We start from the raw sequence: 25487 nt of genomic DNA on the forward strand, positions 1-25487 counted from the left end.
CAAAAGTACACCAATGTCTTGAATTGGCACACCGATAGACGGCCTTTGGCTTAATTCCTGCCGAAGGCGTTCAGATGTGTTACTGAAATGTTAAGCACAAAGCAGGCCGATAGCAATTCCTTGCCGTCGGCCCGTATTTCCTTCCAGTGACTGTCGGAGGTGCGGCGAGAAATCCTTACGGTGGATCTCTCCTGGCGCCGTTGCATCGCCTGCGCAACGGGCCTGACGGCCCGATGAGAGTTCGCGACTGATCGTCAACCGTTCGGCGGCTGGCGGCCGCCGGTCGCATTCGGAATGAGGATACTACGAGCAGGCGAGCTACGCGATCCAGGATACCCTGGAGATGGTCGCCCAGCACTACGGCCGGTTTCTCCCGCAGGACAAGGCGACGATCGCGGCGCGGATCCTGAACAAGGTGTGGGAAGCGGCCTGAGGAAAGACGCTGGGCCTCGGCAGGTGCGTACCTGCCGAGGCCCTACTCTGTCGCGAGGCCGTTGGCTTATCCGGCGCGGCCAAGACCGCGCCGGAGGGCGAACTCCGCCAGAAGCGCCCGGCCGAGAACGCGCTTCTCGATCGCCAGCGCAGCTAGCGCCTCGACGTCGAGGCGGTGGCGGCGGACGAGCATGACTGCCTCCGCGTAGAGCCGCGCCAGCCGCTCATGCACACGCCGACCGTCGACATCGAGCCCGTGCGCCAGCGTCTCACCGAAGCCGTAGACACCTTCCGCCGCGGCGACGAGACGCGTCGCATGCCCGAGGTCGGAATCCTTCGGTCCGCCTGCCCCGCCGGACACGACGCCGAGAATCACCTCCTCCGCCGCCCGACCTGCCAGCATTGCGATGACGTCTCGTGCGATTTCCGAGCCGAGCCCCTCGATGCTCGCGGCGTCGACGTCGTGCGACACGAAGCCGCCGAGGTCTCCGCTCGCAATGATCGACAGCGATCTCGGCACCTGACCGAACAGCATCCGAACGATCGCATGTCCGGCCTCGTGGATCGCAACGCGCCGGATGACCGCCGGCGAGCGCCGATCCTCCGGAACCGCGGCCGCGACGAGATCCTCGGCGGCCAGCGGCCGCTTCGCCAGGCGCGCGATGCGGCGAGCGTCGCGAGCGATCCGCACCACGTCCGCTCCCGACATCGTCCCCGCGAACAGCGTCGCGACCTTCTCGATGACGTCGCGGTCGATCCCGTCGCCGAGGTGGTACCGGAAGATGCCGGCCAGTGCAGCTTCGTCGGGCAGGCCGATGAAGAAGCGGCGGTCGAGCCTCCCCGATCGGACGAGCGCAGGATCCAGGTTCCGGTCGTCGTTGCAGGCAGCGATCACGATGACCCCCTCACGCCGGCCGATTCCATCGAGGCACTCCAGCAAACACGTCGTGATCGCCGTGAACCAGCCGTCGTTTCTGTCGGTGCTGCCGCGGCCGCGGACCGTGTCGATCTCGTCGATGAACACGAGGGCGGGTATGTTCGCGGCCGCCTCGCTGAAGACGGCGCGCATCGCCTTCAAGACATCGCCGAGGTAGCCGCCCCTGTTCGTCTGCCAGTCCGAGTAGCTCGTCGGCACGAAATGAACCCCGGCGCTGTTCGCCAGTGCTTCGGCGAACGTCGTCTTCCCCGTCCCGGGTGGTCCGACGACGAGTGCACCCGCATCGACGTCACGCCACTCGATCTCGCCCGCCGCGAACGCACGCAGATCCTCGACAAGCTGGAGCCCCCAACGCTTGGCGTCTCCGAAGCCGTCGAGATTCTCGAGTCGCGGCCCCTCCGCGGGATCCGGCTGCGGATCCGCTCGCTCGCGCTCCGGCGCGTCCTTCCGCGCCAGCGACGCGAGCAGGGAGAAGCGCTCCGCAGGCGTGCGGCCGCGAGACAGCGCGAAGTCGAAATGATCCGGCGCGAGGTCCCGGAAGCCGAGCGGGTGAGGAAGGTCCGAGGCGTCACCGAAGCCGATCTCCTCCGCGAGCAGGTCTCGCGACGGCTCGCGCACCTCGAGGATCGCGTCGGCGAACGTCCGGAGCAGGTCCGGAATGGCGTCGTCCTCGCCGAAGAGGCAGATGAGCGAGTTTTCGGCAAGGAATGCAGGAACGCGATCGATTTCGAAGGTGCCAAACGACTGCCCTGATGCCTTGCTGTTCGGAGTTGCGAGCACGACGGGATCGTACATCACGTCGCCGTAGGCATGACGCGCCGCCACCTTGGTAGCGGTGGCCGCCGGCGTCCACCAGCGGCCGTCGAACACGACCGCGGCCAGCAACAGGCTGCGATCCGGTCGCGCGTTCGCGGCGGCCGCGACGTCGGCGCTGATCGCGTCGAAGATCAGGCGTTCGGAAGCCCGGAGGCGCTCGATCTGCCGCAGCACCTGCTGCCGCGAAAATTCCCGCTCTGCCTCGTCTTCTTCATTCTCCTGCGCCGCTGCGCGCCGCGCAGCCGACGGGATGCCTCGGTACTGTCGTCTCATCGGGATCTCACTGCGGTCTCGGGTCCGATCGGGGTGTCTTCCCAGTCGATGCGGACGATCCTTCTCAGCGCCAGCGCTATGACGGCACCGACGGGCTCACTGCTCTCGCGCATCGCGGAAGCGGCTTCCACGAGCGTGATCGGCGACATCTCGGCCAGATACGCGAGCAGCCGTACCCGGTCGCCGAGCGGCACTACGCGTTTCGCGTAGCGCATGGCGTCGCGGGCGTTCGAAAGGAGCGGTTCTTGACGAATCTCGTCTTCGGGGACCGCTCGATATGCGACCAAGGGATCGACCGGGGTCAGGCCGGTCTCGCCGGCGTCGAGGAAGCGGTCGCGGCCGTCGGTGCCGCGGACGAGGAAGTCAGGCACGCGCTCGATGACCTCCCCGTCGCCATCGGCGAATTCCACGACGGCCGGCAGGCACCACCAGGCGGCAACGTCCGGGTCGAGATCCAGCAGCAGACCGAGGTCGCGCGCGAGCGCAGACCGGAATGCCGGCCGGCCGAGGCAGCGCACAGTGCCGGCCGGGCCGAAGCGGCGGCTCGACGCGCGACGTCGCGCCTCCGTCAGGAGGCTCTCGGGGAGAACGGGAATATCGGAAGGGGAATGATCGAGGCGGAGGCTCATGGTCGTCGTCCGGAGATGCCGTGAAGGGGCGATCGCCGGGCGACGGGCGAAGAGCCCTATCCGGCGGTGCGATGCGTCGGGCACTTTGCCACGACGGCTACGGTCATCTTCGTGCGCTTGATCATGGACGAGAACGTAATAAGAACATTAGCTGTCGGTCAACCCCGATTCTGCTCGGGGGTTCTCATGGAGGTCGTCATGGCGAAGGCGGAGAAGTCGACGGTCGATCTTCCGGAGGTCCCGGACGACGTGGTCGAGGCCGCGATCGCGGAGGCCGGCGGCGACCCGCGCGAGGCGGTCCGCGGCCTGATCCGCGGGCAGCACGAGATCGAAGAGCGGCTCATCCGGCAGATCTCGGCCGGCTACGTCAGGCGGAAGCGATGAGCGGACGCGCACGACACTGCCGTCCACTCGGCAGCTTCGCCGACCGCGAGCCGGACGCCGTGGACTATGAAATGCGGACGGCGCTGCTTCTCGCCTGAGGAGGAGATCCCGCCGGACATGCGGGCCCGGATCGCGATCACCCGCCCGCGCGTCGACTGGCAGGAATACGAAGACGCTCGCCGCCTCGTCGCCGAGCATCTTGTCGTGCGGATCCGGGAACTCGTCGAATGCAGCCGACGCGGCAGCGCCTCCCGCGGTGGGCATGGATAGCCTCGTGATCGAAATTTGGCGACCGGCCGCCGGGATGGACGGCCGGTTCCGATGCGCTGAGAACTTGCCGAACTACGGCAGAGCCAGCGCCCCTATTGCGGCCCGACGAGCGGCTCGCAGCCCTCCATGCAGGCAGTCGTCTTCGCCAGCGTCTTCGTGTCCATCGGCTCGAAGCCGTCACGGTTCGGCATCTCGACCTTCGGCAGCGTGTTCTTGTCCATCACCGCATCGTCCGGGACGATCCCGTTGAGATTCAGGACATAGGCCGAGACCGCATAGACTTGGTCCGGCGTCAGCGACTGCGGAGCGTTGAACGGCATGGCGCGATGGACGTAGTCGTAGAGCGTTGTGGCGTACGGCCAGTAGCTGCCGACGGTCTTCACCGGCTTGTTCGTCGCAAGCGTGCCCTTGCCGCCGACGAGGCGGCCGCCGACCATGCCTTCGCCGCCCTCGCCCGTCTCGCCGTGGCAGGCGGCACAGGTGCTGGCGAAGATCTCCTTGCCGTCCGCCACCGAGCCGCTGCCGTCCGGCAGGTTCTGGCCATCCGGCGAGATGTCGATGTTCCAGGCCTTCACCAGGTCGGCCGACGGCTTCGAGCCGATCCCGAGCGGCTGGTCGGGCGTGCTCTTGGCCGCCGACTGAGCGAAGCCGACGGCGGTGGAAGCGACGACGAACCCGGCGGCCAGCGCCGCGACGGTCTTAAGCTCCGGCAGCATAGGCATTGGTCACCTCCCCGTTCTGGCCGATCTTCCACGGCGCGATGGCGTTGTAGTGATAGGTGTAGGCATTGCCGCGCTCGGAGATGAGGTCCTCCCGCGTCGGCTGGACGTAGCCGGTCTCGTCGGTCACCCGGCTGGCGATGACCGTCGGCGAGCCGTCCCAGCGCCAAGGCAGCCGAAATCGCGTCAGCGCCTTCGGCAGCGGCTCCCCGTCGAGCGTCGCCTCCGCCCAGGAGCGCCCGCCATCGACGGAGACGTCGACCTTCTTCACCCGGCCGGCGCCGGACCAGGCGATGCCGGAGATCTGGACCGGCCCCGGGCCGCCCTCGATCATGCCGCCGGCGGCCGGGCTGGTGATCACCGATTTCGCCTGCATGGTGAAGGTGAACTGCCGGGCGCGCCCGTCTGGCATCAGGTCGGTGTATTTCGAGGTTTCCTCGCGCGTTTCGAACGGCTTGTCGCCGACCTTCAGCCGCCGCAGCCACTTGATGCTCATATTGCCCTCGAAGCCCGGCAGGAGGAGGCGCACCGGGTAGCCTTGTTCCGGTCGCAGCGCCTCGCCGTTCTGGCCGAAGGCGATCAGCGCGTCGTCGAGCGCCTTCTCCATCGGGATGGAGCGGGTCATCGCCGCGGCGTCCGCGCCTTCGGCGAGGATCCACTTGCCCTCGGGCTTGACGCCAACGGCGTCGAGGAGCGTCGACAGGCGCACGCCGGTCCATTCGACGCAGGACAGAAGGCCGTGTGAGGTCTGGACGTTCGCGGCCGGCTTGCTGCCGTACTCCGACAGGGAGTTGCCCGAACACTCGAGGAAGTGGACGACCGAGACCGCAGGGAACCGCATCAGGTCGTTCATGGTGAAGATCAGTGGTCGATCGACCAGACCGTGGATCATCAGCTCGTGCTGGTCGGGATCGATCGTCGGCACGCCGTTGTGGTGGCGCTCGTAGAACAGCCCGTTCGGCGTGATGATCCCGTGCAGATCCTGCAGCGGCGTGAAGCTCCAGGACGACAGGTCGGTCGGCGTCCCGTCCGTCGGGCGGCGCACCACGTCCTTCTCAAACGGCGATGGAACGCCGTAGGGCGGCGTGACGATCGGCTGCCCCTGCTCCAGCATCGACTGCGGGACCAGCGGCCCGGCCGCCTGCGCCATCGCCGAACGCGTCCCGAGGATCCCGGCCCCGCCCAGCGCCGCCCCGCCGAGCGCGGCTGTCGCAAGGACGCGCCGCCTCCCCGGATCGAATGTCTGCCTGCTGTCCTTGACCATCGGTTCCTCCCTGATTGTTCCAAGAACAACTAGGCAGGGATCACCGAGCGTCACGCGACTTTCGGCGGCCTCTGGCGGTCGGATGCGGGCCGCGGCGGTCTAGACGAGTCCCAGTTCGCTCAGCACGGGCAACACGGCAGGACGGAGCGTGTAGCGTACGCTCCCCTGACCGCGCTCCTTCTGGATGAGGACGGATGATTGGTCCTCATGATCCTCCACGAACCGCCGGAAGCAGCCGAACCGGTCATAGACCAGGTGCTCGATCGCCAAGGAGAGATCGCCTTTGCCGTAGGCCTTCAGGGCATCGGCATAGGAGCCGCCGGGGTTGGCGGCGATCCAGGACAGGATCCGCCTCTCGTCCTCCGACGCCGGATGGAACTCGAGAAGGCATACCGGGTGGCGGACGCGAGGTCGTAGTTCTCGACGACACCTTCGGCCTCGATCATTTTCGCCGCCGTGTCGCCGTCGTACTCGATCGGGCGCTTCGCCAGTTCGGCATCGCAGGCCTCGATCAGGTCCAGGAGCCGATTGGCCTCGCCCCGGCGACGCATCTCCTTCACGTCCTTCGTCGACTGGACGGGAAGGCGCTCGATGACCTTGCGGACGGCGTCGGGCAAGAATGCGGCGGTGGGCATGCATGTCATGTATCGGTTTCGGCCGCGTTGAGCGAAACGATCGAATCCGCTCGGAAGCCGCTGTTCTCGTCGGCCCGGCCCAGCGGGTTCGCAAGGATCCGCGTCCCGGCGATCGTGTAGTCGCTGCCGGCGTGGATGTGTCCATGGACCCACAGGGCCGGCCGCCACGCTGCTATCTCGGGCTCGAGGTCGCTGGCGTAGCAGTGGTTCAGCGGATCGTCCGGCAGCGACAGCGGCCGCAGGCTCGGCGCATGATGCGTGACGACGATCGTGCGGGCAGGATTGGCATCCTCGGCGAAGGCTCCGGCCAGGAACCGCCGCGAGGCTCGGTGCCAGTCCAGCGTGTCGCTCGGCGTGATCCGGCGCGAACGGCGTGTGGACGAGTTCCGGTGGATGCAGTGGTAGTCGTTCATCCACCTGTTCGCGTCCGCGAACGCATGCCGCCTCGTCGCGTGATGCCGCGAGCGCAGGTCGGTCCACAACGTCGCGCCGAGGAAGCGGATGCCCGCGATCTCGACGGCGTCGTCGGACAGGAGCGTGACCCCGAGCCGCGCCGCCAGATCACGGCCAGCCGAAAGCTCGTTCTCGATCGTGAAGCCGAACGGACCGCCGTCGCGATACCAGTCGTGGTTTCCCGGAACGTAGATCGTCGGCGTGCCGGGGAAACGCTCGCCCAGCCAGGCAAGCGACGACGTCAGCCGGCCGGCGCAGTCGCCGGCGACGATCGCGACGTCGAACGGCGCGGTGATCTCGGTGGCGGGGTCGAACGGTCGGCCGCCGTCGTTCTGGTGGAGATCGGACAGGATGAGAAGGCGCAGATTCATGGCGCCGGACCTCGAGACTGGCCGGTGCATGAAGCCCGGCGGAGATGGAAAGCCGCCCGTCATGAGGGCGCACGATGGTGATCGCCGGCAGCGTCAGCGCTGCGGCGTCCTCTTCATCACGACGGGCTTTCTCGTCTCGTAGGTCATGCGTCAGGCATACTCCTGCTGCTTTCCAGAGTCGAGAAAGGCCAGACCTTCATGGTTTCCGGTCTCATTCTGGTGCAGGCGTCGAGCGGGGGCCTCAGCTTGAACAAGCGAGATCGTGTCCCGATGTCGAACACGCGGTATATCTGCCAGCCTTCGGTCCTCTCACCGACTTCGATTTCGTTCCGCGAGAGGAAAAAGGGCACATACTGTGATCCACGCGTGGATTTCACCTCGATGAACTTCTTCTTCTCCGTTTGCGGGTCCACGGAGACGATGTCATAGCCGTGGCCGTCTCCCTCATCGCGAGAAACCCATCGAACTTCGCTCAGAAGATCCCGCCTTCCTTCGGCGATCATGTTCTGTTGCTCGAAGTCGAAGACGAACTGTTCGCCACGCAGTCCGAGGATCCTGTTCTTGGCGTCCCGCGCCGCCGGGTCGAACTTCCGGACCAGCCGCGACAGCGCCTCCATCTGTTCTGCTGACGCGTTCCTGAGAGGAGGTATCGGTTCTACGACGTCGAAGGACGTAGCGTCCGCCTTTCGGCCCGGCTTCGGCGACGGCCTGTCGCTCCGCGGAGAGAAGTTCTCGAGAAACTCGAGGTCGGCAGGATAGCCGGCGAGACGCCGTTCGATGGCAGCAAAGAGACTCTGCTGGAAGTTCATCTTCCTGGCGTATCCGGTCAGGTGCGTGAATCCGAGTTCGGACAGTACGGCTGAAACGTTCATCAGCTTTAACTCGACGGAGCGTTTGGTTCTCTCGAGCCGGTCCTGCGCCTCCTGGCGAATATGAGACTTGATGAAGTCGACACGATCGTGCTCGAGTCGCATCATCCTGAGATACGTTTCAACCAGGAAGTCGTTGTCCTCGTCCGACCAGTCGGTCCCGTTCTTGGACGGAACCTCCTTCTCATCTTCCTCCCCCGAAGCTACGTCTGTCACGTACCGTTCCTTACGACATCGATCGCCGCCAGAGGCCGTCGTGCAAGCTCGAACGTATCGATGAGCGCGACATCCTCGGGAATGTCGAGGCGCTCCCTGAGAGTTTCCAACGACCACAACGGGTGAACCACGACCGCCCACCTGTTTCCATCGCGATCGACCGTGAAGCCCGGAAGGTCGAGCTTGCCGATCGCTCGCCGACGGCGGCCCGGGACATAGCTTTCCACTTCGTCTGCCATTGCGGCGGCCATCCGCGGCCAGTCCTCGAGTTCGAAGTTTTCGGAGAAGCGACCGTCCAGCCCGCACATGAAGCCGGCGTCCGAAAAGGCGCGCAGGTACGAGATCCCCAAGCGCCAGTCGAGCAGGCCGTGATAGTTCCGGTTGTCATACCTCTGCAGGCATAGATAGCACGACGTGTCGCAGGATTTCCTGTGATCGTGCGTACTGCTCTTCGCCTCCAAGGCCTTGCGTGGCCAAACGTCTCGTTCGTCCAGCATGCTGCGGATCAGGTGTGGCACGGCATTGTCGCCGGTCTGGAGATGACGGCAAAATCCCGAGCCGTTGGCAAGACTGTCGGCGATCTGCAGGAACGGTCTCATGCCGCCGTCCGGTCCGCTGGCCGAGCGTGGCGACAGGATCTCGAACTCCTCCGGTGCGACGTCGAGATCCAGCGCAGCGCGCTGGACCACCATCTGAGTCGCGGTGATCGCGGCCGCCCGGATGCTGGTCAGTTCCGGCAGACGCTCGCCGAAGGGCGAAGAGTCGATCTCCCTGATCCGCAAAGCCGGGTTCAGGTAGCGGGGCGAAATCTGGAGGGCATTCGTCCGCTTCGAAGACGCTAGCCATCCGTGGACAAGCGGATCCCCCGAAAGTGTGAAGCGACGATCGTCAACGAGATCGCCTTGAACGGCCTGGTCGAGCAGCACCGTATCGACCTCGCGGCCGAAGATCCGCCGCTTCGGGAACCCCCTGACCGGTTGCGTGTCCACGACTTCACGCACGGAGAACCCGTAGGGCTCGCCTTCCGGCACTTCAGGGCCCGGATTGACGGTGTGAATCTCGGTGACTTCCTGAAAGTAGACGTCGAGATTCCCGGTCGTATCCGGCTCCTGCAAGGTGCCGATGCTCGACAGCTTCAGGCTCCGGCGCCCGCCGACCCTGACGTCGTCCTGGCGCGGCGAGAAGTCCGTTCGATATCCCGCCGGACTGATGCATGCACGCCGATTCGCCTCGTCGATCGACGAGCCGCAGACGGCGCATTCGAGAAGGTCGCGTTGCCAGTTGCCGCACGCCGAGCAGTAGCCGAGGACATACTTGTCCTTGTACCAGTTGCCGTAGGGCGCGACGTCTACTTCCTTGTGTGACGAGAGATCGGGAAGTTCCCCGGTGAAACCGACGGCGAGATGCCGCTCCTTGTCCCGGACGACTACGCTCCCAGGGGCGAAGTCGAAGATCGCCATATCTTGATCCCGGTCGATCGTGTCCCAGCCGTCGAACTCGCCGTTCCCCTGCTTATCCATCTCAAGGTAGAGATTCCGGCTGCGCGTCGGCATTCCGTAGAGCGGAAAGAGGCCGTTCTCCGCCATCGCGGAGGCCAGGCCCGTGGCTTGGAGACCGAACTCTTCCTCCATGCCTGCGATGGCGCCGAGAAGCGCGTCCCGGGAAACGAGTCCCAGAAGATCCCCCTCGTCCACCGAACACGAGGAGGCGAGAAGGCTCGCAAGCTTGCGGCGATGTCCCTCCGTCGTGTCCAGGGCGTCCGAGAGCCTGCGCGGCCACTCTTCGTCGGACGCGAAATACTTGGAGCACCTCACGAACTCGCCGTGGAAGTCTCCCGGTACCAAATCGTCGCCCGCCCATTCGTCGCCTGCTTCTTCGCGCAGGACGTCGAAGGCGGCGATCATCCAGAACTTTCGCAGAAGCCTCGCCGGAATATCGGTCAACCCGTTGGTGAGGAAGGGCGGCGGCGGTGCGTCCCCGGTGATCGCGACAGGGTTTCGGAAGTAGTGCAGGTCGTGGGAGCGGCTGCGGCAGACGGTATAGACGGACGAGAACGCCTGACCACGACGCCCTGCCCGACCGACGCGCTGCTGATAGTTGAACCGCTGCGGCGGCATGTTCGCCTGGTAGACCGCCTGGAGCGCTCCGATGTCGACGCCGACCTCCATCGTCGTCGTCACCGAGAGAAGATCGATCTCATGCGCGCTTCGTCGGAGATCGAAGGCACCTGCGCTCTCGCCCTGCCTGGTGACGAAGATCCCTTTGAACTGCTGAAGGCGTTCGCTCGGATCTCCGGTCTGACCGGTCAATTCCTGGCAGCGCAGGCGGAACGGCTCGCCTCCGCCCTTCATGGCTCGGACGACACGCGCACCCAGGAAATTCCCGTCGCGCAGTTCGTCGACAACCCCGGAAGCTTTCTGCGGCAGCGGCTCGGCGCAACGGGTGCATCGCCCGAAGCCCTTGTGCAGATGAACCCTCGAGCACCTCTCGCAGCGCCAGAACGGATCGCCGGGACGTGTCGGACGAAGGAAGAGCTTGCGGACGTCGATCTTGCCGTTGCGATGACCGGCCGTGTCGATCTCTCGCAGGAACTCCTCTACGACAAGTGCCGCGGCCGCGTCGGTTCCGAATATCGATCTTGCGAGTTCGCGGAAGCGTCGGCTTCTTGAAACGTCATGCCAGCTATCCCAAGGCTTGGCGTCCTCGACCTTCATGAACCGGTTCGGCACGATCCTGTACGCGTCGCCGAACATTCGGAGCAACGCGTCCTTGCGGTCCAACTCGTCCGTATAGGCCTGGGTCCCGTAGAAGCTCGGCCAGCCGAGACCGGTCTCCTCGATCGCGAAATAGGTCTTGCTGAACAGGAGGTCCGTGGCCTCCGGGCTTTGCTGAAGCTCCAGTTGCGAGCGAGCGTCATCGAGCTTCTTCGCGTCGCTCGCGTCCGTGCTCTGCTTCCAGCGGTACGTCCCGTCTTCATGGCGATAGAAGTTCTCTTCCCACCGCCTTTTGCCGAGCAGCCTCCGCTTCGTGTCTGCGCCCTCGATCGGATTGGCACCCAGGCCGACCAGCGTCGAGAGAAGCGGCCTCAGCTTTCCATGCTCGCGGTCGGCGCCCTCGTTGAACTCGAAGAGGTGCTTGAGGGGAACTGCGACAGGAAAGTTCGCGCTGTCCCGTCTCTTTTCGAGATCGTTGATACGCTTGGCAATTCCCTCAAGGTCGCCCAAGCGCCTTTCGGCGAAGGCTCTACCGGCTTCTGCCTCGGCCGATTCGAGGGCAATCGCATCGTCCGCGGTGAAGGACTGTCCTTCTGCGATGCGTTCTGCTTCGATGGCGAGAAGCTCGCGACGGAGGTCTCGTTGGTGCGCCTCTTCCAGTTCCATCGCAAGACTGGCGGAATCCCGCCGACTGTCCGAGAACGCGACGAGCTTCCCGTCGCCACCCTGGATCTTCAGGGCTCCGACGAGTTCACTCGCCAGCAACTGAGAAAACTTGTTGAAACCAGTCCGGAAGCTACGGATCGGGGACAGCCTTCCCTCACGCCGAAGAGCGTTTTCCGAAAGTCGCCGAGTCGAGTAGTCCGCGCCGCATTTCGGGCAGCAGTAGGGGACGGCTGTGCCTGCCGAGTCGTCGAACCGCTTATGCGTATCCCTGCCGCTGGAGCGGTGGGAGAGAAGGTAGCCGGGAATCTGACCAGCGACTTCGGCGACCGAGACCACACCGGTCCTCTGATCCAGCGAAGCTTTCGACCAGTGGTACTTCGGATCGTCCGGCAACGGCGCGACGAGGCTTGGCCAGAACACCGCGTACTCGGAGAAGCTGGAGTCCTCGAAGCGGCCCGTCGACGCGGTCTCCGGAAGACTTTCCAATGCCTGGGGAGTCGGGAGAAGCGACACCTTGTTGGTTTTTGCCCCGTCGCCGCCGCGACGTCCTCCGACGAGGAGCGTTCCGCAGGCTTCGCAGTAGAGCATCTCGAAGCGGCGGAGCCGCTCGCTCCCCTCTCCGGTATCGAAGCCTACCCCGCGCTCGACGTCCGGGCTTGCCCACTTGAAGCCTGTATCGTCGCTGGTGGTGAGCGAGCCGAACAGTCCCTCGAGGCTGCGGAAGAAGAAGTGCCCACGGAAGCTGGGAAGCTCGGCGAACAGACGCTTGGAGGGCCTGAGCGTCTCCGGCAGGATCGGGTCAGGCATGTCCGGGATCGCGCGAAGCAGCATCAAGCCGCGAACGACCCGAGAACCGTCCGAGTTGCAGATTTTCTCCGCAATCTCGGATACGGGAGCGGGCCGGTCCGCCAGGATCGATCCGAGAAGCCGGCCGGCTGCCGTGACGGCCGCCTCGAGAGATGCCCGGCCCGTCAATCCGGACAGCCGATTGGCGGCTGCCGTGACTGCGGCGCCACACCGTGCGAAGTCGATGATCTCCCGATCGAATTCTTCGGAAAGCTCCACCAGCGTGGGGGCGTCGACATTGGCCTCGCCGGGGCTGGAAGGCTTGATCGCCTCGCCCTTCACGATCGATTCTTTCCAGATCTCCTTGGTACGCGTCTCCTTCTCAGCACGTCCATGTGTGCCGGCCGAGCCGAACATGTCCGTCAGATAGTTCAGGCTGCGCTCGGCGACGTCTTCTTCGTCGACCGGCAGCGACGCGGACGACGCGAGAATGCGCAGCTTGTGCCTATGCTCCGGCTCGTCGAGGCCGAGCCTCTGTAGGAGAAGTCTGACGAGAGCCGAGACCTCCGCTCCCCCCGAGCCTCTGACGAGATGAAGCTCGTCCATGACCAGGAAAAAGCGAGCGTCGACGCTTCCGTGCAGCCATTCGCGGGTCTTGTCGAGAATGCTGCGGTCGATTTCGCGGGTAAGCAGGGCGCTCATCATCGCCTGGTTGGTCACCAGGATGTCCGGCGGATACGCGTACATGTCCCACCGGCTGTACATCTCCGCCCCGTCGAGAGACTGGAAGAGATACCGGTTCTCGTCGGCGGTCGGATCCGCCTTCAGGCGGTTCTCGTCGTCCTCTCGGACCCTGGTCTGCAGCGTGTCGGCCTCTTGAAGCTTCGCTCGAAGCTGACGGATCTTCCGCTCCTTCCGCTTCTTTTCGTAGTCTTCCACCGGCCGCGGGTGATCGAGAAACCCGGTAACCGGCGTCGCGCCGGTATATCGCCCAAAATAGATGCGGTTGCCCGCGAAGTGGCCTTCGTGGACGGAGCGTGCGGCAGGCGAATCCAGCGCTTTCCTCAGGCGCGTCAACTGATCCTCGACGAGCGCGTTCATCGGGTAGAGGACGAGAGCACGAACGGCAGCGGGACGGCGTTCGCCGCCGCGCTGGTAGGCGAACTTGTTTCCGTCCTCCCACCAGCGTGTCCCCAGTTCGCGAGACGGCGCCCTCCACGAGACCGCTTCCGACGCGATCTGTGCCAGGACTGGCAACATCATCGACTCGGTCTTTCCCGAGCCGGTGCCGGACGTCACGATGCCAGGATGGCCGTCGACCCGCCCCCTCGCCAGCATCTGCAACTGGTGCGCATACGGGGCGTAGGCGCCGACCCGGCGGCCGTTAGCGTCGAGCTTACTTTCGAAGAGTCCGGAAAGCACGAGATCAACGAAGGCGCGCCGCTGTGCGAGAGGCATGTCGCCGAGATATCGATCGCCGGCCGCTCCGACCAGTTCTTCGATCGAAGTGTCTGCCGACCTGTATCGGGGGACCATCTCCAGGATCGGATCCAATGAGAGCGTGCCCGGCTTCTCCAGAATCGCTCGGCGGATTCGGGCCACGTCGGGATCGTCGATCCGGAAGGCGGTCTCGATGTAGGAGATGAGAAACTGTTTCGAGCGCTCGAAGCCGCCGATCGGGTCGTACATTCGGTCTTCAGCCTTTCAGTATGTCGATCGCCTTCGCGATCAGTTCGTCGTCCGACCGTTCCGTCCGCCGCTTCCAATGGAGTGCGGCTTCGAATCCGAGTCTGATGTCGTCGGGATCCAGATCGAGGTACGCGGCCGCAGTCGTCAGGAGCGAATGGCCGTCATGAGCGATCGACGTGTCGAAAGTCGCGCCGCACGCCGCTCTACAAGCACGCTGCGCTGCCTGCATCAGCCCTTCCGGGATGGGACCAGTTCCGGCTTTCGCGCGCGTCCACTGCATCGACTTGTATGCCTGGGCGTCGGGCAGCGCCGATGTGGGAGCATCTCCGGATGGCCGGCTTGCCGCAATCGGCACCAGATGGTCCCAGAGCGCCTCGGGGATCCCAACCCTTCCTCCGTCGTCGGCCAGTGTGGAAATCACCACAAGGTTTCGCGGAAGGGGATAGCCGTCCTTGCGATCGGCGAGCGCCTGCAGCCAGAATTGACACGGCGCGTAGTTGATGTTGCGCAGCAGGACCGGAACGAGAATGTCGGAATTTTCCGTCGCCTCCTCGATCGCATCGCTGAAGGGGGTGAAGAAATCACCTTTCCGGCCCACCAGGTCGGCGAATGAAACCATCGTCGGATCGCAGTGCACGACGTAGTGTTCTCCACCGCCGACGGCGTTGCAGATCGCTTCTGCGGCGGCGTCCCGGTGAGGTCCGGCCAGCGTCGGGACACGCCAGGTCATCGACGCGACGAACGTGATCATCAGGTCGGCAAACTGCATATGAGCGTCGTAGGCCCACATTCTCAGACTTCCGGCCCGGTCCTGAGGGCTCGAGGCCTTCGGCCGAGATCCGCGCTCCGTTCTCTCTGTTTCGGCTTTCGCCGAGGCGAGCGCTGACGCGACTCGCGCTAGCGAGTCGGGAGTGTCCAAAAGGCGGTCGACTATGAGATCGATGTCGGGAGACGTTTCCCGCCGCGATCCGCCCGATTCGAGCGAGGACACGCGGGCCGCGAGATCCATCGCGCTCTCGCCGAGGAATGCGATGACGGCTTCCTCGATGCTCGACTTCATCTCTGCCATGGCCGATGTCGTGGCGTCGGCATAGGCTCGGCTTCGTTCTGCTGCGAGGGACAGTTCGCGTTTCGCTTCCTCCAGAGCCCGCCGGGCGTCGGCAAGTTCTGTCTCCGCTTCGCGCCGGGGGCCGGTGAACTCCTCCTCGATCTTCTCGATCGATTCCTGCCGGGCCCTCTCCGCGGACGACCTGAGGTCTTCGGAGAAGGCGGGGTCTTCACGTAGAAGCTTGGGTAGCGCTTCGATGATCGGGGTGCGGTCCACGATGTCTGCCAAGGTCGCTCTCGCGACCTCCAACTCTTCGGCGGCGAGGCCCTCCGAGGAAAGCGCGTCGACCAGGTGCGCGGCTCGCGCCAGTATCTCTCGATCCCCCGCGTCGAATCGTCCGGAGGAAGCCGCTTTATCCAGAAGATCGCGAAGCGCCTGATCCTTTTCCGCTCCGGTCCTGATGTCGACGGGGCGGCTCTGGATGCTCGGATCGTCCATGAAGATCCGCAGACTTCTGCCGGACAAGGCAATGTCGTGGTGTCGTCCAGAGAGAGCGAACGCGGGGAATAGGCCCACCTGCCGCTCCGGCGCGAAATATCTGCCCGACCGATGGGTCAGCGAGTCACGTCTCACGAATAGATCAGGGCCGATCCCGACGAAATCTGCCTCGATCGCGGAAGGGGCCAAGATTCCGTCGAGCCGCAGCGCCGAGGCCGGGCTTTGCGCGGAGCGATCTGGGAGGAGCGCGACGACGAGCCTCGAGGCGGTTCGGACGGTCCGGGCCTGACCGCCGTCGGGAAGTGCGAAAGACTTCGTCGGCAGCGAAACCGACGAATGGAAATGCTGCGTTCCTGCTGGCCGCGCGAGCAGAACCGAAGCGTCGGGGGCCGTATGTTCGACCGACGGCTTTTTCTCCGCGTCGAGTTCGATGTCCCAGAAGGTTCCGAGGCTTTCGCTCTGCAGGACCGCGGATCGAACCGTAAAGGGTGTCGAGGGAACGGGGCCGTGGTCGTTGCCGGAAGAGTCCGACGCGCGGATCGGCTCGACGATCACGGCGTCGAAGCTTGCGCGTTCCCGGAGCCTGCAGATCATCTTGTTTCGCGGGGTTCTCGTGAGCATGTCCGCAAGCCTGAGAGATCGTGGATCGCCCTCAATTTCCCGTCGTGCCAGATCGGACGACGATCTCTTGCGAGGCGGACCCGTGTCCGTTCCATCCATGGAAGAATGCCTGATTCGGATGCCTGCGGATTCGATTTCACACGCAGTGCGGGGTAAATTTTCGAGAGTATGAGCGCGGAGTCCGGAGAGGCCGGATAGACGCAGGCCCATCCGCCGTCACTCGGCTCCAGTGCGCAATTGCGGAGATGGACGGTGGCCAGCCACCGCGCCCATGCCGACGGAAGCCGGTGGCGCTGGTGCATCGTCCGGATATTGTCTCCGGACGCCTCGAAGGCAGTAATCTCTCGCAAGTCCAGATATCGAAGGAGAGCGAGGTTCGCGGAGCCAAACGTTTCCCGCTGACCCGCATCGTGCTCGACCACGTATCGTGCGTTGGTGTCTCTGGCAGGGCGGTCCATCCGCACGAACCTTGGCCACGGCTCGGCTGCGTAGTTTCCGCCGAATCGGACTTCCGCAGAATCCCAGGTGCCGGTCCGCTCGAAGTCGTCACCGACGCCGATGTCCGACCACTCGTTCGACTTCTTCAGGACCGTCGCAACGCGAAGTTCTTCGAGATCGCTGGACTTGAGAAACTCCTGAAGGGCATCTTTCTCGCTCGATCCCACCCAGAGCTTTGGGAGACTCCACGCCGTGAGTCCAAGATTTCGCTCGAAGGTCAAATCGAAAGATCCGGCCCTCCGACGGATCGCCTCCTCCAGTAAGACCGGCATCGGCCCCTCGATGGAGACACCTTCGAGATCGGCCTTCTTGCGAGGACGATAGCTGGGGCGTCTTTGCACCAGCGTTCGCGCAGGCACCTGGGACACGTACGGGAGGTCGAACCATCCGCTGTCGACGAAAAGGCGGACGAGTGCCCATACGTCGGGCGCGCCTTCGGTAGAGGCGACGCGCGAAGCCATGTCTACGGCCGCCTGAAGTGTCATGGTTCGGGCGCTGCGGGCGTACAAGGCTTCCTGTAGCGCGATCAAACGAGGGTCAGGTTCGATTCCTGATCCGGAAGTTCCGGTCGTCAGGAGATCTGGATCTTTCGGCTGCGTGTCGTGGAAAATGCCGTCTTCTGGTAGATGGCGCGACCGATCGAAGTAGCGGATGTCCTCGTCGGCATGGGGATACGCGTCTCCCCGAAGGGTGACGGTCGTTGCCTGACTTCCTGCCTGGGCGCCTACCGGCCCGTTCCATACCCCTGGAGGAAAGCTCGCGATCCGGTCGCCGATCGACGTGCTCTCATACGACTGCCCCTCGATCAGGAGGACGGGCTGTCGGCCTCCTGGAAAGACGACGCGCGGCGTCATCGGCCACCGCCCCAGATAAGTTCCCCGAGCGCCGACGCGAACCTTGTCTACAAAGCGAAGGGATGGGTTCTGGGGGGTGTTGCTCCCGATTTCCTTCCGCTGGCCGACATTGCACAGCCGCCAAGACAGATAGCGGACTTCGCCACGCATCTGAATTTTGCTCCGCACGAGCGGCGTCAATCTCCCAAGCGCCGCTTCCGAGATCAGGCATTCGCCCGTGCGGTCTCCTTCGCTCACAATCCATGACGCCAAGCCGGATCGTTGGAGCGTCAGCATGCCGACACCCGCGGCCTTGGCGATTTCACCACTGAGCTTGCGACATGCCTGACGAAGTTCTCGATCGGACTGCAGCGTTCGCGATCTTCCGTCAGCGAGGATTTTCTGGACTTCGATCTCCCCGAATTCGTCGCAGGACAACACGATGCTCGTGCCGAATTCCTTCTCCGCCAGCACGCGCGTCCAAGCGCTCATGAAGGGAAGTTCCCTCGCAGCCTCCTCATCGACGTTCGCCGCGGTACGCCAGGATTCGAAGGCGCGGCGGAACGCCGGCGATGTGCGGTCGAAGTAGCTGTCGCCGGCAATTCGGCGGCTGATCGACCGGAGGTCGGTTCGTGAATAACCATCGTCTCGAACTCGGCGAAGGAGATCGAGGTCCTTTTTCGTCGGAAAGGCGAGCCGTTTAGTGATTCCGACGTGCGTCTCGTTGCCGTGATCTGGGAGTTCGAGAAGGATGTCCCGATGCTTCTTGAGCCACCGGGCCAATGCGATCCACATGTTGTGGAGGCCGACAAGATCTTGAGGCGACTGTCGTCCAAGGGCGGCGGTCGCCATCTTTCTGATGTCTCCCTCGTCCTTGTCCTTCGAGACGGTGATCTGCAGCCAGAGAAAGAAAATGAGTATCCGTACGAAGTTTGGTCGTGCCTCGCTCTCCCCAAGAGAGCGATGGGCTGCCTTGCCAACCGCCCGGAACGAGGGGCTGACTTCGCCCTTCAGATAGTCGTCCAGGAGAGGCGGGAGCACGGAAAGGAACTGGCGGTGAGCGCCCTCCAGATCATGAGCCCCAGAGTATTCGATAATCTTCCCGTCGTCGATCTCGATCGCGTCGATTCGTCCGTCGACGGCGGCGTTGAGGAAGAAGGTCTCAAGACACCAATCCTCCCATTCGACGGCAGACGGCATCTGCTTCCCCCCCATGCGCGTGCGACCTATCCCCTATTAGGCGCGTTGCTCACTATGGTTGTAGTAAGTGATTCGCTCAAGTCCTTAAGCAGCCGGTCGAAATCCTTCGTCTGGCACTCCCAGATAACCACGACCGACCACCCGCCCTCGGTGAGTTCTATTTCGGCCCGTCGGTCACGCTCGACGTTGCGCGCGAACTTCGCTTCCCAGAATTCGGTGCGCGTCTTCGGCGTCGAGGAAAGGCGGCAGCCCGGGTGTCGGTGCCAGAAGCAGCCGTGAACGAAGAGAGCGAGCTTTCTGCGCCGGTTCACGATGTCCGGGTTCCCCGGCAGTTCCTTGCCCTGCAGCCGATAGTGCACGCCGAGTCTGCGCAGAGCGCGCCTGACTGCCAGTTCGGGAGCCGTATCGCGCCGACGGACGCGCCTCATCAACTCGCTTCGGCGCGGATCGACGGGAGGTTCAGCCAATTTTCTGCTTCCGGGAGATCGTTCTTCCCTCCCGAAGTGGCTTCCTGGCAGTGGCGATGCAAGTCACGGTGAGACAGGCCGTGCCAGGTTCCTTCGCATGGCCGTCGAAGCCGAGGATCATGTCAGTCCTGCGGCGGCCGGACCATCGGATCTCCACCGCGCGACCATCTTCGTCCGACAAGACTTCGACAGGCGCGCCGCCGCATTCCCCGTCCTTCAGGAGAGCCGCGATAAGGGTTATGCGTCCGCGGACATAGGCGAACGGTACGTCGAGAACGAAGCGCCCGCCGACTTCAGACATAGCTGACAGCAAGCGGACGATCGAGCAGTCCAGCGGATCCAGCTTCTTCGCCGGTCCGGCGACGATCGCAACCGAGAACGTGACGTCCTCTGACGCCGGCATCAGGGCTCGGGCGATTCCTTTCCGGTCTTCGCCTTCGCTTCGGAATAGGCTCGTCAGAGGTTGCAGGGCAATTCCATCCTTGGCCGCCCGGCGTTCACGACGCGGGTAGCGCAGCGGTCCCTCGTCCTTGCGGTGCCCGTTCCTGGCGACCTCGGCCCGCTCCATCTCCGGTCCCCAGCCTTTGGGCCAGTAGGTGCCTCCGCCGTAGCCGTCCTTGCCCAGATCGGAGTCCGTCTTGCGTCCCATGAAGCGACGCACTGCCTTCGGCAGTCCCTTGTTCGCGTTGACGGCATCGATCGTCAGGCGGGGCGGCCGGCCTTCTGCACCGGACGCGAGATGCCGGACGACTTGTGCGAAGCCGTACGGCGGCACGGCGTTGCCGACCTGCCGGTATTGCGCCGTCTTGGGGCCCGTGAAGACGAAATCGTCAGGAAATCCCTGCAGTCGCGCCCCCTCGCGGATGGTCAGCGCCCGATCCTCGTGAGGATGGGTGAAGCAGCCGGACGTGATGTTCGCGAAGCCTGCCGAAATGGTGTAGGACGGCGCCTGGTCGTGCAGCCGGCCGTAGAGCGTCGCGTAGTCGGTCATCCTCACGCGGTGGAAGCGCTCCGGAAGGATGTCCTGGGGGATGTCCTTCCAGCTACCGCCTTGGGGCACCGTCGCGATCCGCGCCCGGTTCAACTCGCTGATTTGCGAACAAGCGTGGTTCTGCAGTTCGCCGCTCTCGCTCCGGAGCGCCGATTGATAGTCGCTGAGTGGCTCCGACGGATAGGGCAGAGGTGGATGGTTGTCCGGCCGAGCAGGAAGCGGATAGAGGTCCTCGATCGCCTCTCCCACCGTTCTATAGCGGGGCAGACCGTCGGCTCCGTCTTCCGAGAACATCGGGCGAGGAAAGCTGATCGGGGCGTCCGAAGTCGTCGCCACGAGGAGAAACCGGTTGCGGAGTTGGGGGAGACCGAAGTCAGCGAAGCTGACGACGTCGGCAGCCACCTGGTATCCGCGACCGGAGAGAAACTGGAATAGTTCTCTGACGATGGCGAGATTGTTGCCGTAGACGATGCCCGGAACGTTCTCGAGGACGATGTTGCGGGGCTTCAGCCCGAGATCGATGAATCCGTCGAGCAGGCGGGCGAAATGCACGAAGAGCGCGTTCCGCGGGTCCCCCGGATGGAAGATGCCCATCGTGCTGACCGCCTGGCAGGTAGGCCCGGCGAAGAACCAGTCGATCGCGGAGATGTCTGCCTTCTCGACGATCCCGGCGGCGGAGACCTCCGCGACGTTTCGGCACTCGACGACCGCGTCCGGATGACGTTTCTTGAATGTCTCCGTCGCGTACGCGTTGATGTCCAGCGCCCATCTGACATCGAGGTCGGGAAGCGCCATTGCCGCGCCGGCCGACATGCCTCCGCAGCCACAGTAAAGGTCGATCGCCTGCATCGATGTCTTCAACTCATGATACCCGAATCGTCCCTGCAGCATAACCGAGAACGACTTTCGCGATAGCCGAATTGAACGGCGCGGTTACGAAAGCGGCAAGCGGTCGATCTTGGTTCTTTCTTTTGCGGATGCGAACGTTCTGGGCGCATGCAGAGGAAACGGTCATGTCCCATTCCATCGAAGAACGTCCGCTTGAGGTCTATCTCGCGAACGTCGGCAACCCGGATTTCAACGAAGATCCGGGTCATCCGTTACCGCTCACTCGGAGCGGGTTCTGGTTTCCGGTCGCCGATTTGCGGCACGCGTCGAAGATCTGCGGCCATTACATCTCGACCTTCGACCTCGGGGGCGGAAACTGGGCCGGCGGCGTGGTGCGTCGCCGCGAAGATCAGACCGCGGTGGCGCGGATCAGCTACAACGGCCGCGCTTGGCGACCGGTGGAGGACAGCCTGCGTGATCGCGAGGAGATGTCGCTTGGCGAGGACGTGCTCGCCGCGCCGACCGCATCTCCGAGGCCCTGAAAGGAAAAGGCCCGGCGACCGAAGTCGCCGGGAAGTTTCACTCACACAAGAAAGGCGCGGTCTTTCCCGCCGTCCGCCGCGACGACCCCGCGGCACGGGATTGGCATCCTTATAGGGTCGATGCCGGCTTTGCTTCGACTGTCACCCAGTCGTTCCCGGCTACGATGCCCCAGTTGCCCTCGGCGTTCGGCCGCCGCCAGTATGGCTTGCGCATGCGCGCCAGCAGATCGAGGGCCCTGTCGAATGAATCGACCCGTACCTCTTCGCCCTTGGGACCGATCTGGAAGGCGCCGGCCCGACGAAGCCCCGTATGGAAGACGGAGCCGTCTTTCGCGCGAGGGACGCGGATCCTGCCCGCCGGGAGGGGTTGGCCGCTGGGAGAAGCCGGCGTCGTGGCGGGGGCGGGTGACGGCGAGGTGTCGGCAGACGCAGGGCGCGGCGTCACCTTCGGTCTCGTCGTGGGCTTGCATGTCGTCTCGTGCGCCGCTTCCGTCGGCGCCGGCCTGAAGCCTGCGAGCCGGACGGCGGCATCCGCCAGTCGAGCCTTGTCGCCCTGACGGCCGGCAGCGCGTGCAATCCACTTCTGCTGGTGGCTGATGGACGTGCCGGAGCAATGGGCGATGTGGACGAACGTGATGCGGTCGTCCGCGTATGCGACCTCGTTGATCCGTCGCAGCCTCGGCCTGACCCGGCCGACCCGGTCGAAGCAGGCCTCGACGTAGTCGTCCTCGTTCGACATCAGGACGACGAGCCTCAGGCGAGGGGGCAGGTCGCGCAGGAAGGCGTCGACGCAGTTGCCGGCCCAGTCCGTCCCGTCGCGCCGGTTGGCGAGCGCCTTGATGATCTCGCCCGACTTCGACGGCTTGTCCGAGCCGGCCGGCAGGTGGGAGACGGAGCAGCGGATCAGGGATCCGAACGCGAAGTCGGGCTCGCTCGCGCGAAACAGATGATCGAACGATCGGTCCGCCGGCAGCAGACCGAGGCTGCCGAGGCATTCGGCGAGCCGGCCGCGCATGCCGGCGAACGCGATCTCCTCAAAAGGCATCGAAAGGTTGGGGCCTGTCTGGCGGACCCCTTTCGAGAAGCCGAGGACGAGGATCTTCGGATCCGACGAGCCCCAGGCCATTGGATTGTTCTCGAGGATCCATCCGTTTTCCTCGATGGACGTTCGGCCCCATTCGGCCTGCCCGGCGAAACAGCGGGCGCACGAGATCCGGCCGTGCGCCGGGAGCGACGACATCGTCATGGCAGTTTCCTTTGTCGAAGATCAGTTGCGGGTGAAGGAAGAGCGGAAGCGGTCGACGTGCTCGGTCATTTCGTGGTGCGTCATCCTGGTCCACGAGACGGCCCGGACGATGCCCCAGTTGCCGTTCGGGTTCGGCCGGCGCCAGGCGGGAAGTGCGAGTCTCTGGAGATGGTCGAGAGCCTCGTCGAAAGTCGGAAACTGCTTCTCCGCTCCCTTCGCGCCGACCGAGAAGCGGCCGTCTCGCTCGAGGCCGGGATGGAAGATCGTTCCGTCCTGCGCGGCCGGAACAAACCAGACCCGGTCCTCGACGATCTCCTCGACGGGGGGTGTATCCCGATCCCGATAGGCGCCCTGGGTGCGCCAGACCGAAGGATGGAAGCTGTCGCGGCCCTTCAGCCAATCGAGCGCCTCCTTGGCGGGGATCTTACCCTCCACCGGCGTCATCGCCCGGTTCGCACCGGACATCAGGTTCCTGAGGCGGCCCTCGGAGATCCCTCCGAAGATCGCCAGTGCGGCCGGCTCGATCGGTTCGTCGTGATCGAGCGCCCAGCGCGCCTGGGCGAGCCGGAAGGTGTTCTCGAGATCGGTGTTCTCCATTTCCCACGCCCGGAGGGGAGCCCGTGCCATGAAGCCGGCGGCAGTCGCCAGCGTCTCCTCGAGGAAGGCCTCGTGCTCTTCGGGAGTCTTCGAGCGGCCGGTGGCGATGCCGCGGTGGGCATACGCGTTCAGCGCCATGAACACCCGGCCAATCGGCCAGTCCATCGGCATGGACTCGTCGAAGTCCTCGGCCCAGGCATCCTCACTGCGGATCTGTTCGCCGAGACTGGTCAAGTACGCAGTCATCCCGCGGTTGGCGGCTTCCTCGCCGCCGATCTCCGCGAGGAACCGGCCGCAGGCGCGAACGAGCGCCGCGATGTCATGGGGCTCGTAGTCCCGGCCGTGGCCGAAATCGGTCGAAAAGTACTCGGCATGGGGCGCGTCGCTCATGAATTCATTATCCCGTGTAATCACATGATCACGATATCGAGATAGATCCACCGAGGATCGCGGTCAAGCGAGGCCGTGAAAAAAACATTGCACGGTGTCACGCTGATGGCGGCGTTGCTGCCAATCGTTTCGCAAGCGCCCGCGGCGCCGGCCCATCACCCGTGTACCCGCTTGACGTGCCACGGTATTTGTTCCTATTCTGTTCCTGCGGCGACGGTAGTGAACTGCCGATACACCACGCTGGTTCGAGGCCGCGTTAACCCGAAATCAGCCCTCGTTAACGGAATCGTAGGATCCCGGGGGTTAGCTTCGGAGCCGTTCCATGCAGACCCCGTGTCAAGGAGCACTTCCTTCAATGACCCGCCTCAGTAGCCATCGACTCCTCAAGTGCATGCGGCTCGTCCGCGTCGCGAAGAGTCACGGCCAGGCGGTCGAAGTGCGCCGGGTCTAAGGACTCTCCCTCAACCGCGACGATGACGGACCGCAGCCTGCGCCGGGCATGACGCCCGACGTGCGCGCCGCGTCTCCGCCGTCTTCCTTCTTCTCCCGCAACGCCCGGAATCCGTTCTGAGGCCACGGCTCGCGTCGTGCCCGACGACCTTCTGCGCGCTCTGCGTCCGCGTCTGCCGACGCCGGCTCCTCAGCCGGCGAACGCTCCCGCTTGCCTGCAACGTCCGTGAAAGGAGAACGCCATGTGCGCGGACAACATCGCCTTCCACAATACCTCGAACCGCTTCGGCCACTTCGCTGGGCTGAGCCGTTCGCCGTTCGCGCCTATCCGTGCGGGCCACGCCGGTCGTCGCGCCGGCAACGCCGGCGAGGGCGCGGGCGTAGCGGCAGGCAAATCGGCCGAAACGGACATGACGACGCTCATCGCCAACGCGGGATAGGCCAGGTGCCCCGGATTTCCGACGCCCGCCGGGCGGCCCCGAAGCAGCGCGGTTCCCAGGTTGGTTTCCACATCGACCACCGGGGGAACGTGCAGATCCGCTTCATGAGCCGGCTCGAGTCCGAGCAATACGTGCGGCTGTCCGTCCGACCGGACGTCGAGCGGCTCAGGGAGCAGGTTCCGTCCGTCTGGTACGATCCGGACGGGCAAAGCCGGACGCACTGGTTCGACATCGTGACCGAGACGCCTGACGGCATCCGCATTGCGCAGGCCGTCAAGTACGAGGCCGACGTTCTCGATTCCGGCATCGAGGCCGTGCTGCTTCGGCTCTCCAGGTCCGCGTCTGACCCGGCCAACATCGGGGCCGATGGTCGTCCTTTCGCGAACGAGTACCGCATCCTCGACGAGCGCACGGTCTGCGGGGTCGTCGTCTACAACGCGGAACTCATCCAGCGCTTCCTGGGTGACCGCGACCACCAGGCCGTCGCCGCCGTCCGCGCGTGGCTGCGCGATGCCCCGGCCGATTTTCCGCTCGACGCGGCGAAGGCGGTGGACGGGCTCGGGTTCCGCGGCATGCGGGCTCTCGTGGCGCTCCTCGCGTCGGGAGAGGTCGTCCTGCGCGGGCACGAGCGTATCGAACCGGTCACCATCTTCGTCAATCGCCTGTTCAATTCTCGGTAGATAGCGTGGGGCGTATCCCGCCCCACGCGCCTCCG

Annotated in this window: 20 protein-coding genes; 5 read left to right on the forward strand and 15 right to left on the reverse strand. The window is 64.6% G+C overall.

The genetic code is table 11. The features are described from left to right. Positions 1 to 499 precede the first annotated feature (499 nt). On the reverse strand, positions 500 to 2458 hold the full coding sequence (locus ATO4_RS07405; RefSeq protein ID WP_083590796.1) for an AAA family ATPase: 1959 nt from the start codon (positions 2456 to 2458) through the stop codon (positions 500 to 502). Next, the gene (locus ATO4_RS07410) at positions 2455 to 3087 is read right to left on the reverse strand and encodes a hypothetical protein (protein WP_083590797.1); all 633 of its coding nucleotides are present in this window, start codon (positions 3085 to 3087) and stop codon (positions 2455 to 2457) included. The genes ATO4_RS07405 and ATO4_RS07410 overlap by 4 nt, the downstream gene beginning before the upstream one ends. A gap of 198 nt (positions 3088 to 3285) precedes the next feature. On the opposite strand from ATO4_RS07410, the gene ATO4_RS07415 reads away from it, so the two are divergent. Both ATO4_RS07415 and ATO4_RS28055 read left to right on the forward strand, forming a co-directional pair. Beyond that, positions 3286 to 3471: a hypothetical protein gene (locus ATO4_RS07415; RefSeq protein WP_139802305.1), complete on the forward strand. Its 186-nt coding sequence runs from the start codon at positions 3286 to 3288 to the stop codon at positions 3469 to 3471. A 117-nt stretch (positions 3472 to 3588) separates the two neighbouring features. Beyond that, complete coding sequence (locus ATO4_RS28055) at positions 3589 to 3741, forward strand: hypothetical protein (protein WP_210191037.1); 153 nt, start codon at positions 3589 to 3591, stop codon at positions 3739 to 3741. 92 nt (positions 3742 to 3833) lie between these two features. Here ATO4_RS28055 and ATO4_RS07425 read toward each other — a convergent pair whose 3' ends face one another. The 11 genes from ATO4_RS07425 to ATO4_RS07470 all read right to left on the reverse strand — a co-directional run bounded on the left by ATO4_RS07425 (position 3834) and on the right by ATO4_RS07470 (position 21128). After that, positions 3834 to 4463 (reverse strand): cytochrome c, encoded by a 630-nt coding sequence (locus ATO4_RS07425; protein WP_245308618.1) that lies wholly within the window; start codon positions 4461 to 4463, stop codon positions 3834 to 3836. Continuing rightward, positions 4441 to 5724, reverse strand: coding sequence for a sulfite dehydrogenase (soxC, locus tag ATO4_RS07430; RefSeq protein ID WP_083590801.1), 1284 nt, complete (start codon positions 5722 to 5724; stop codon positions 4441 to 4443). The genes ATO4_RS07425 and soxC overlap by 23 nt, the downstream gene beginning before the upstream one ends. 99 nt (positions 5725 to 5823) lie before the next feature. Next, positions 5824 to 5994 (reverse strand): hypothetical protein, encoded by a 171-nt coding sequence (locus ATO4_RS27660; RefSeq protein ID WP_176222892.1) that lies wholly within the window; start codon positions 5992 to 5994, stop codon positions 5824 to 5826. A gap of 26 nt (positions 5995 to 6020) precedes the next feature. After that, positions 6021 to 6359, reverse strand: a complete 339-nt coding sequence (locus ATO4_RS07435; RefSeq protein WP_083590802.1) for a hypothetical protein — start codon at positions 6357 to 6359, stop codon at positions 6021 to 6023. 5 nt (positions 6360 to 6364) lie between these two features. Further along, positions 6365 to 7183, reverse strand: coding sequence for a metallophosphoesterase (locus tag ATO4_RS07440; protein WP_083590803.1), 819 nt, complete (start codon positions 7181 to 7183; stop codon positions 6365 to 6367). A gap of 143 nt (positions 7184 to 7326) precedes the next feature. After that, on the reverse strand, positions 7327 to 8268 hold the full coding sequence (locus ATO4_RS07445) for a DUF3883 domain-containing protein (RefSeq protein WP_083590804.1): 942 nt from the start codon (positions 8266 to 8268) through the stop codon (positions 7327 to 7329). Then, positions 8265 to 14123 carry a DEAD/DEAH box helicase gene (locus ATO4_RS07450; protein WP_083590805.1) on the reverse strand — a complete coding sequence of 1953 codons (5859 nt, stop codon included), beginning with the start codon at positions 14121 to 14123 and terminating at the stop codon, positions 8265 to 8267. Before ATO4_RS07450 ends, ATO4_RS07445 begins: the two co-directional genes overlap by 4 nt. A gap of 7 nt (positions 14124 to 14130) precedes the next feature. Then, positions 14131 to 16290, reverse strand: coding sequence for a hypothetical protein (locus ATO4_RS07455; RefSeq protein WP_139802306.1), 2160 nt, complete (start codon positions 16288 to 16290; stop codon positions 14131 to 14133). Further along, a complete protein-coding gene (locus ATO4_RS07460) occupies positions 16260 to 18821 on the reverse strand; it encodes a hypothetical protein (RefSeq protein WP_139802307.1) in 2562 nt (853 codons plus the stop codon). The genes ATO4_RS07455 and ATO4_RS07460 overlap by 31 nt, the downstream gene beginning before the upstream one ends. A 26-nt stretch (positions 18822 to 18847) precedes the next feature. Beyond that, a complete protein-coding gene (gene vsr / locus ATO4_RS07465) occupies positions 18848 to 19288 on the reverse strand; it encodes a DNA mismatch endonuclease Vsr (protein WP_245308620.1) in 441 nt (146 codons plus the stop codon). Then, positions 19281 to 21128 (reverse strand): DNA cytosine methyltransferase, encoded by a 1848-nt coding sequence (locus ATO4_RS07470; RefSeq protein ID WP_176222893.1) that lies wholly within the window; start codon positions 21126 to 21128, stop codon positions 19281 to 19283. The genes vsr and ATO4_RS07470 overlap by 8 nt, the downstream gene beginning before the upstream one ends. A 164-nt stretch (positions 21129 to 21292) precedes the next feature. Between ATO4_RS07470 and ATO4_RS07475 the strand changes: the two genes are divergently transcribed. Beyond that, the gene (locus ATO4_RS07475; RefSeq protein WP_083590810.1) at positions 21293 to 21649 is read left to right on the forward strand and encodes a hypothetical protein; all 357 of its coding nucleotides are present in this window, start codon (positions 21293 to 21295) and stop codon (positions 21647 to 21649) included. A gap of 109 nt (positions 21650 to 21758) precedes the next feature. On the opposite strand, the gene ATO4_RS28060 is transcribed toward ATO4_RS07475, so the two are convergent. Next, positions 21759 to 22895: a hypothetical protein gene (locus ATO4_RS28060; RefSeq protein ID WP_210191038.1), complete on the reverse strand. Its 1137-nt coding sequence runs from the start codon at positions 22893 to 22895 to the stop codon at positions 21759 to 21761. Between the two features lie 21 nt (positions 22896 to 22916). After that, positions 22917 to 23882, reverse strand: a complete 966-nt coding sequence (locus ATO4_RS07485) for a hypothetical protein (RefSeq protein ID WP_083590811.1) — start codon at positions 23880 to 23882, stop codon at positions 22917 to 22919. A gap of 692 nt (positions 23883 to 24574) precedes the next feature. Here ATO4_RS07485 and ATO4_RS07490 point away from each other — a divergent pair. Both ATO4_RS07490 and ATO4_RS07495 read left to right on the forward strand, forming a co-directional pair. Beyond that, positions 24575 to 24772, forward strand: coding sequence for a hypothetical protein (locus ATO4_RS07490; RefSeq protein ID WP_083590812.1), 198 nt, complete (start codon positions 24575 to 24577; stop codon positions 24770 to 24772). Between the two features lie 5 nt (positions 24773 to 24777). Beyond that, positions 24778 to 25452 (forward strand): hypothetical protein, encoded by a 675-nt coding sequence (locus ATO4_RS07495; protein WP_083590813.1) that lies wholly within the window; start codon positions 24778 to 24780, stop codon positions 25450 to 25452. The last annotated feature ends 35 nt before the right edge of the window (positions 25453 to 25487 follow it).

Source organism: Aurantimonas sp. 22II-16-19i, from assembly GCF_002088275.1.
GTDB lineage: Bacteria > Pseudomonadota > Alphaproteobacteria > Rhizobiales > Rhizobiaceae > Jiella.

Coding starts and splice junctions, on each gene's coding strand:
- ATO4_RS07405 (WP_083590796.1), bottom strand. CDS start 2,458: ATGAGACGACAGTACCGAGGCATCCCGTCGGCTGCGCGGCGCGCAGCG.
- ATO4_RS07410 (WP_083590797.1), bottom strand. CDS start 3,087: ATGAGCCTCCGCCTCGATCATTCCCCTTCCGATATTCCCGTTCTCCCC.
- ATO4_RS07415 (WP_139802305.1), top strand. CDS start 3,286: ATGGCGAAGGCGGAGAAGTCGACGGTCGATCTTCCGGAGGTCCCGGAC.
- ATO4_RS28055 (WP_210191037.1), top strand. CDS start 3,589: ATGCGGGCCCGGATCGCGATCACCCGCCCGCGCGTCGACTGGCAGGAA.
- ATO4_RS07425 (WP_245308618.1), bottom strand. CDS start 4,463: ATGCCTATGCTGCCGGAGCTTAAGACCGTCGCGGCGCTGGCCGCCGGG.
- soxC (WP_083590801.1), bottom strand. CDS start 5,724: ATGGTCAAGGACAGCAGGCAGACATTCGATCCGGGGAGGCGGCGCGTC.
- ATO4_RS07435 (WP_083590802.1), bottom strand. CDS start 6,359: ATGCCCACCGCCGCATTCTTGCCCGACGCCGTCCGCAAGGTCATCGAG.
- ATO4_RS07440 (WP_083590803.1), bottom strand. CDS start 7,183: ATGAATCTGCGCCTTCTCATCCTGTCCGATCTCCACCAGAACGACGGC.
- ATO4_RS07450 (WP_083590805.1), bottom strand. CDS start 14,123: ATGTACGACCCGATCGGCGGCTTCGAGCGCTCGAAACAGTTTCTCATC.
- ATO4_RS07455 (WP_139802306.1), bottom strand. CDS start 16,290: ATGCTCACGAGAACCCCGCGAAACAAGATGATCTGCAGGCTCCGGGAA.
- ATO4_RS07460 (WP_139802307.1), bottom strand. CDS start 18,821: ATGCCGTCTGCCGTCGAATGGGAGGATTGGTGTCTTGAGACCTTCTTC.
- ATO4_RS07470 (WP_176222893.1), bottom strand. CDS start 21,128: ATGCAGGCGATCGACCTTTACTGTGGCTGCGGAGGCATGTCGGCCGGC.
- ATO4_RS07475 (WP_083590810.1), top strand. CDS start 21,293: ATGTCCCATTCCATCGAAGAACGTCCGCTTGAGGTCTATCTCGCGAAC.
- ATO4_RS28060 (WP_210191038.1), bottom strand. CDS start 22,895: ATGACGATGTCGTCGCTCCCGGCGCACGGCCGGATCTCGTGCGCCCGC.
- ATO4_RS07485 (WP_083590811.1), bottom strand. CDS start 23,882: ATGAGCGACGCGCCCCATGCCGAGTACTTTTCGACCGATTTCGGCCAC.
- ATO4_RS07490 (WP_083590812.1), top strand. CDS start 24,575: ATGTGCGCGGACAACATCGCCTTCCACAATACCTCGAACCGCTTCGGC.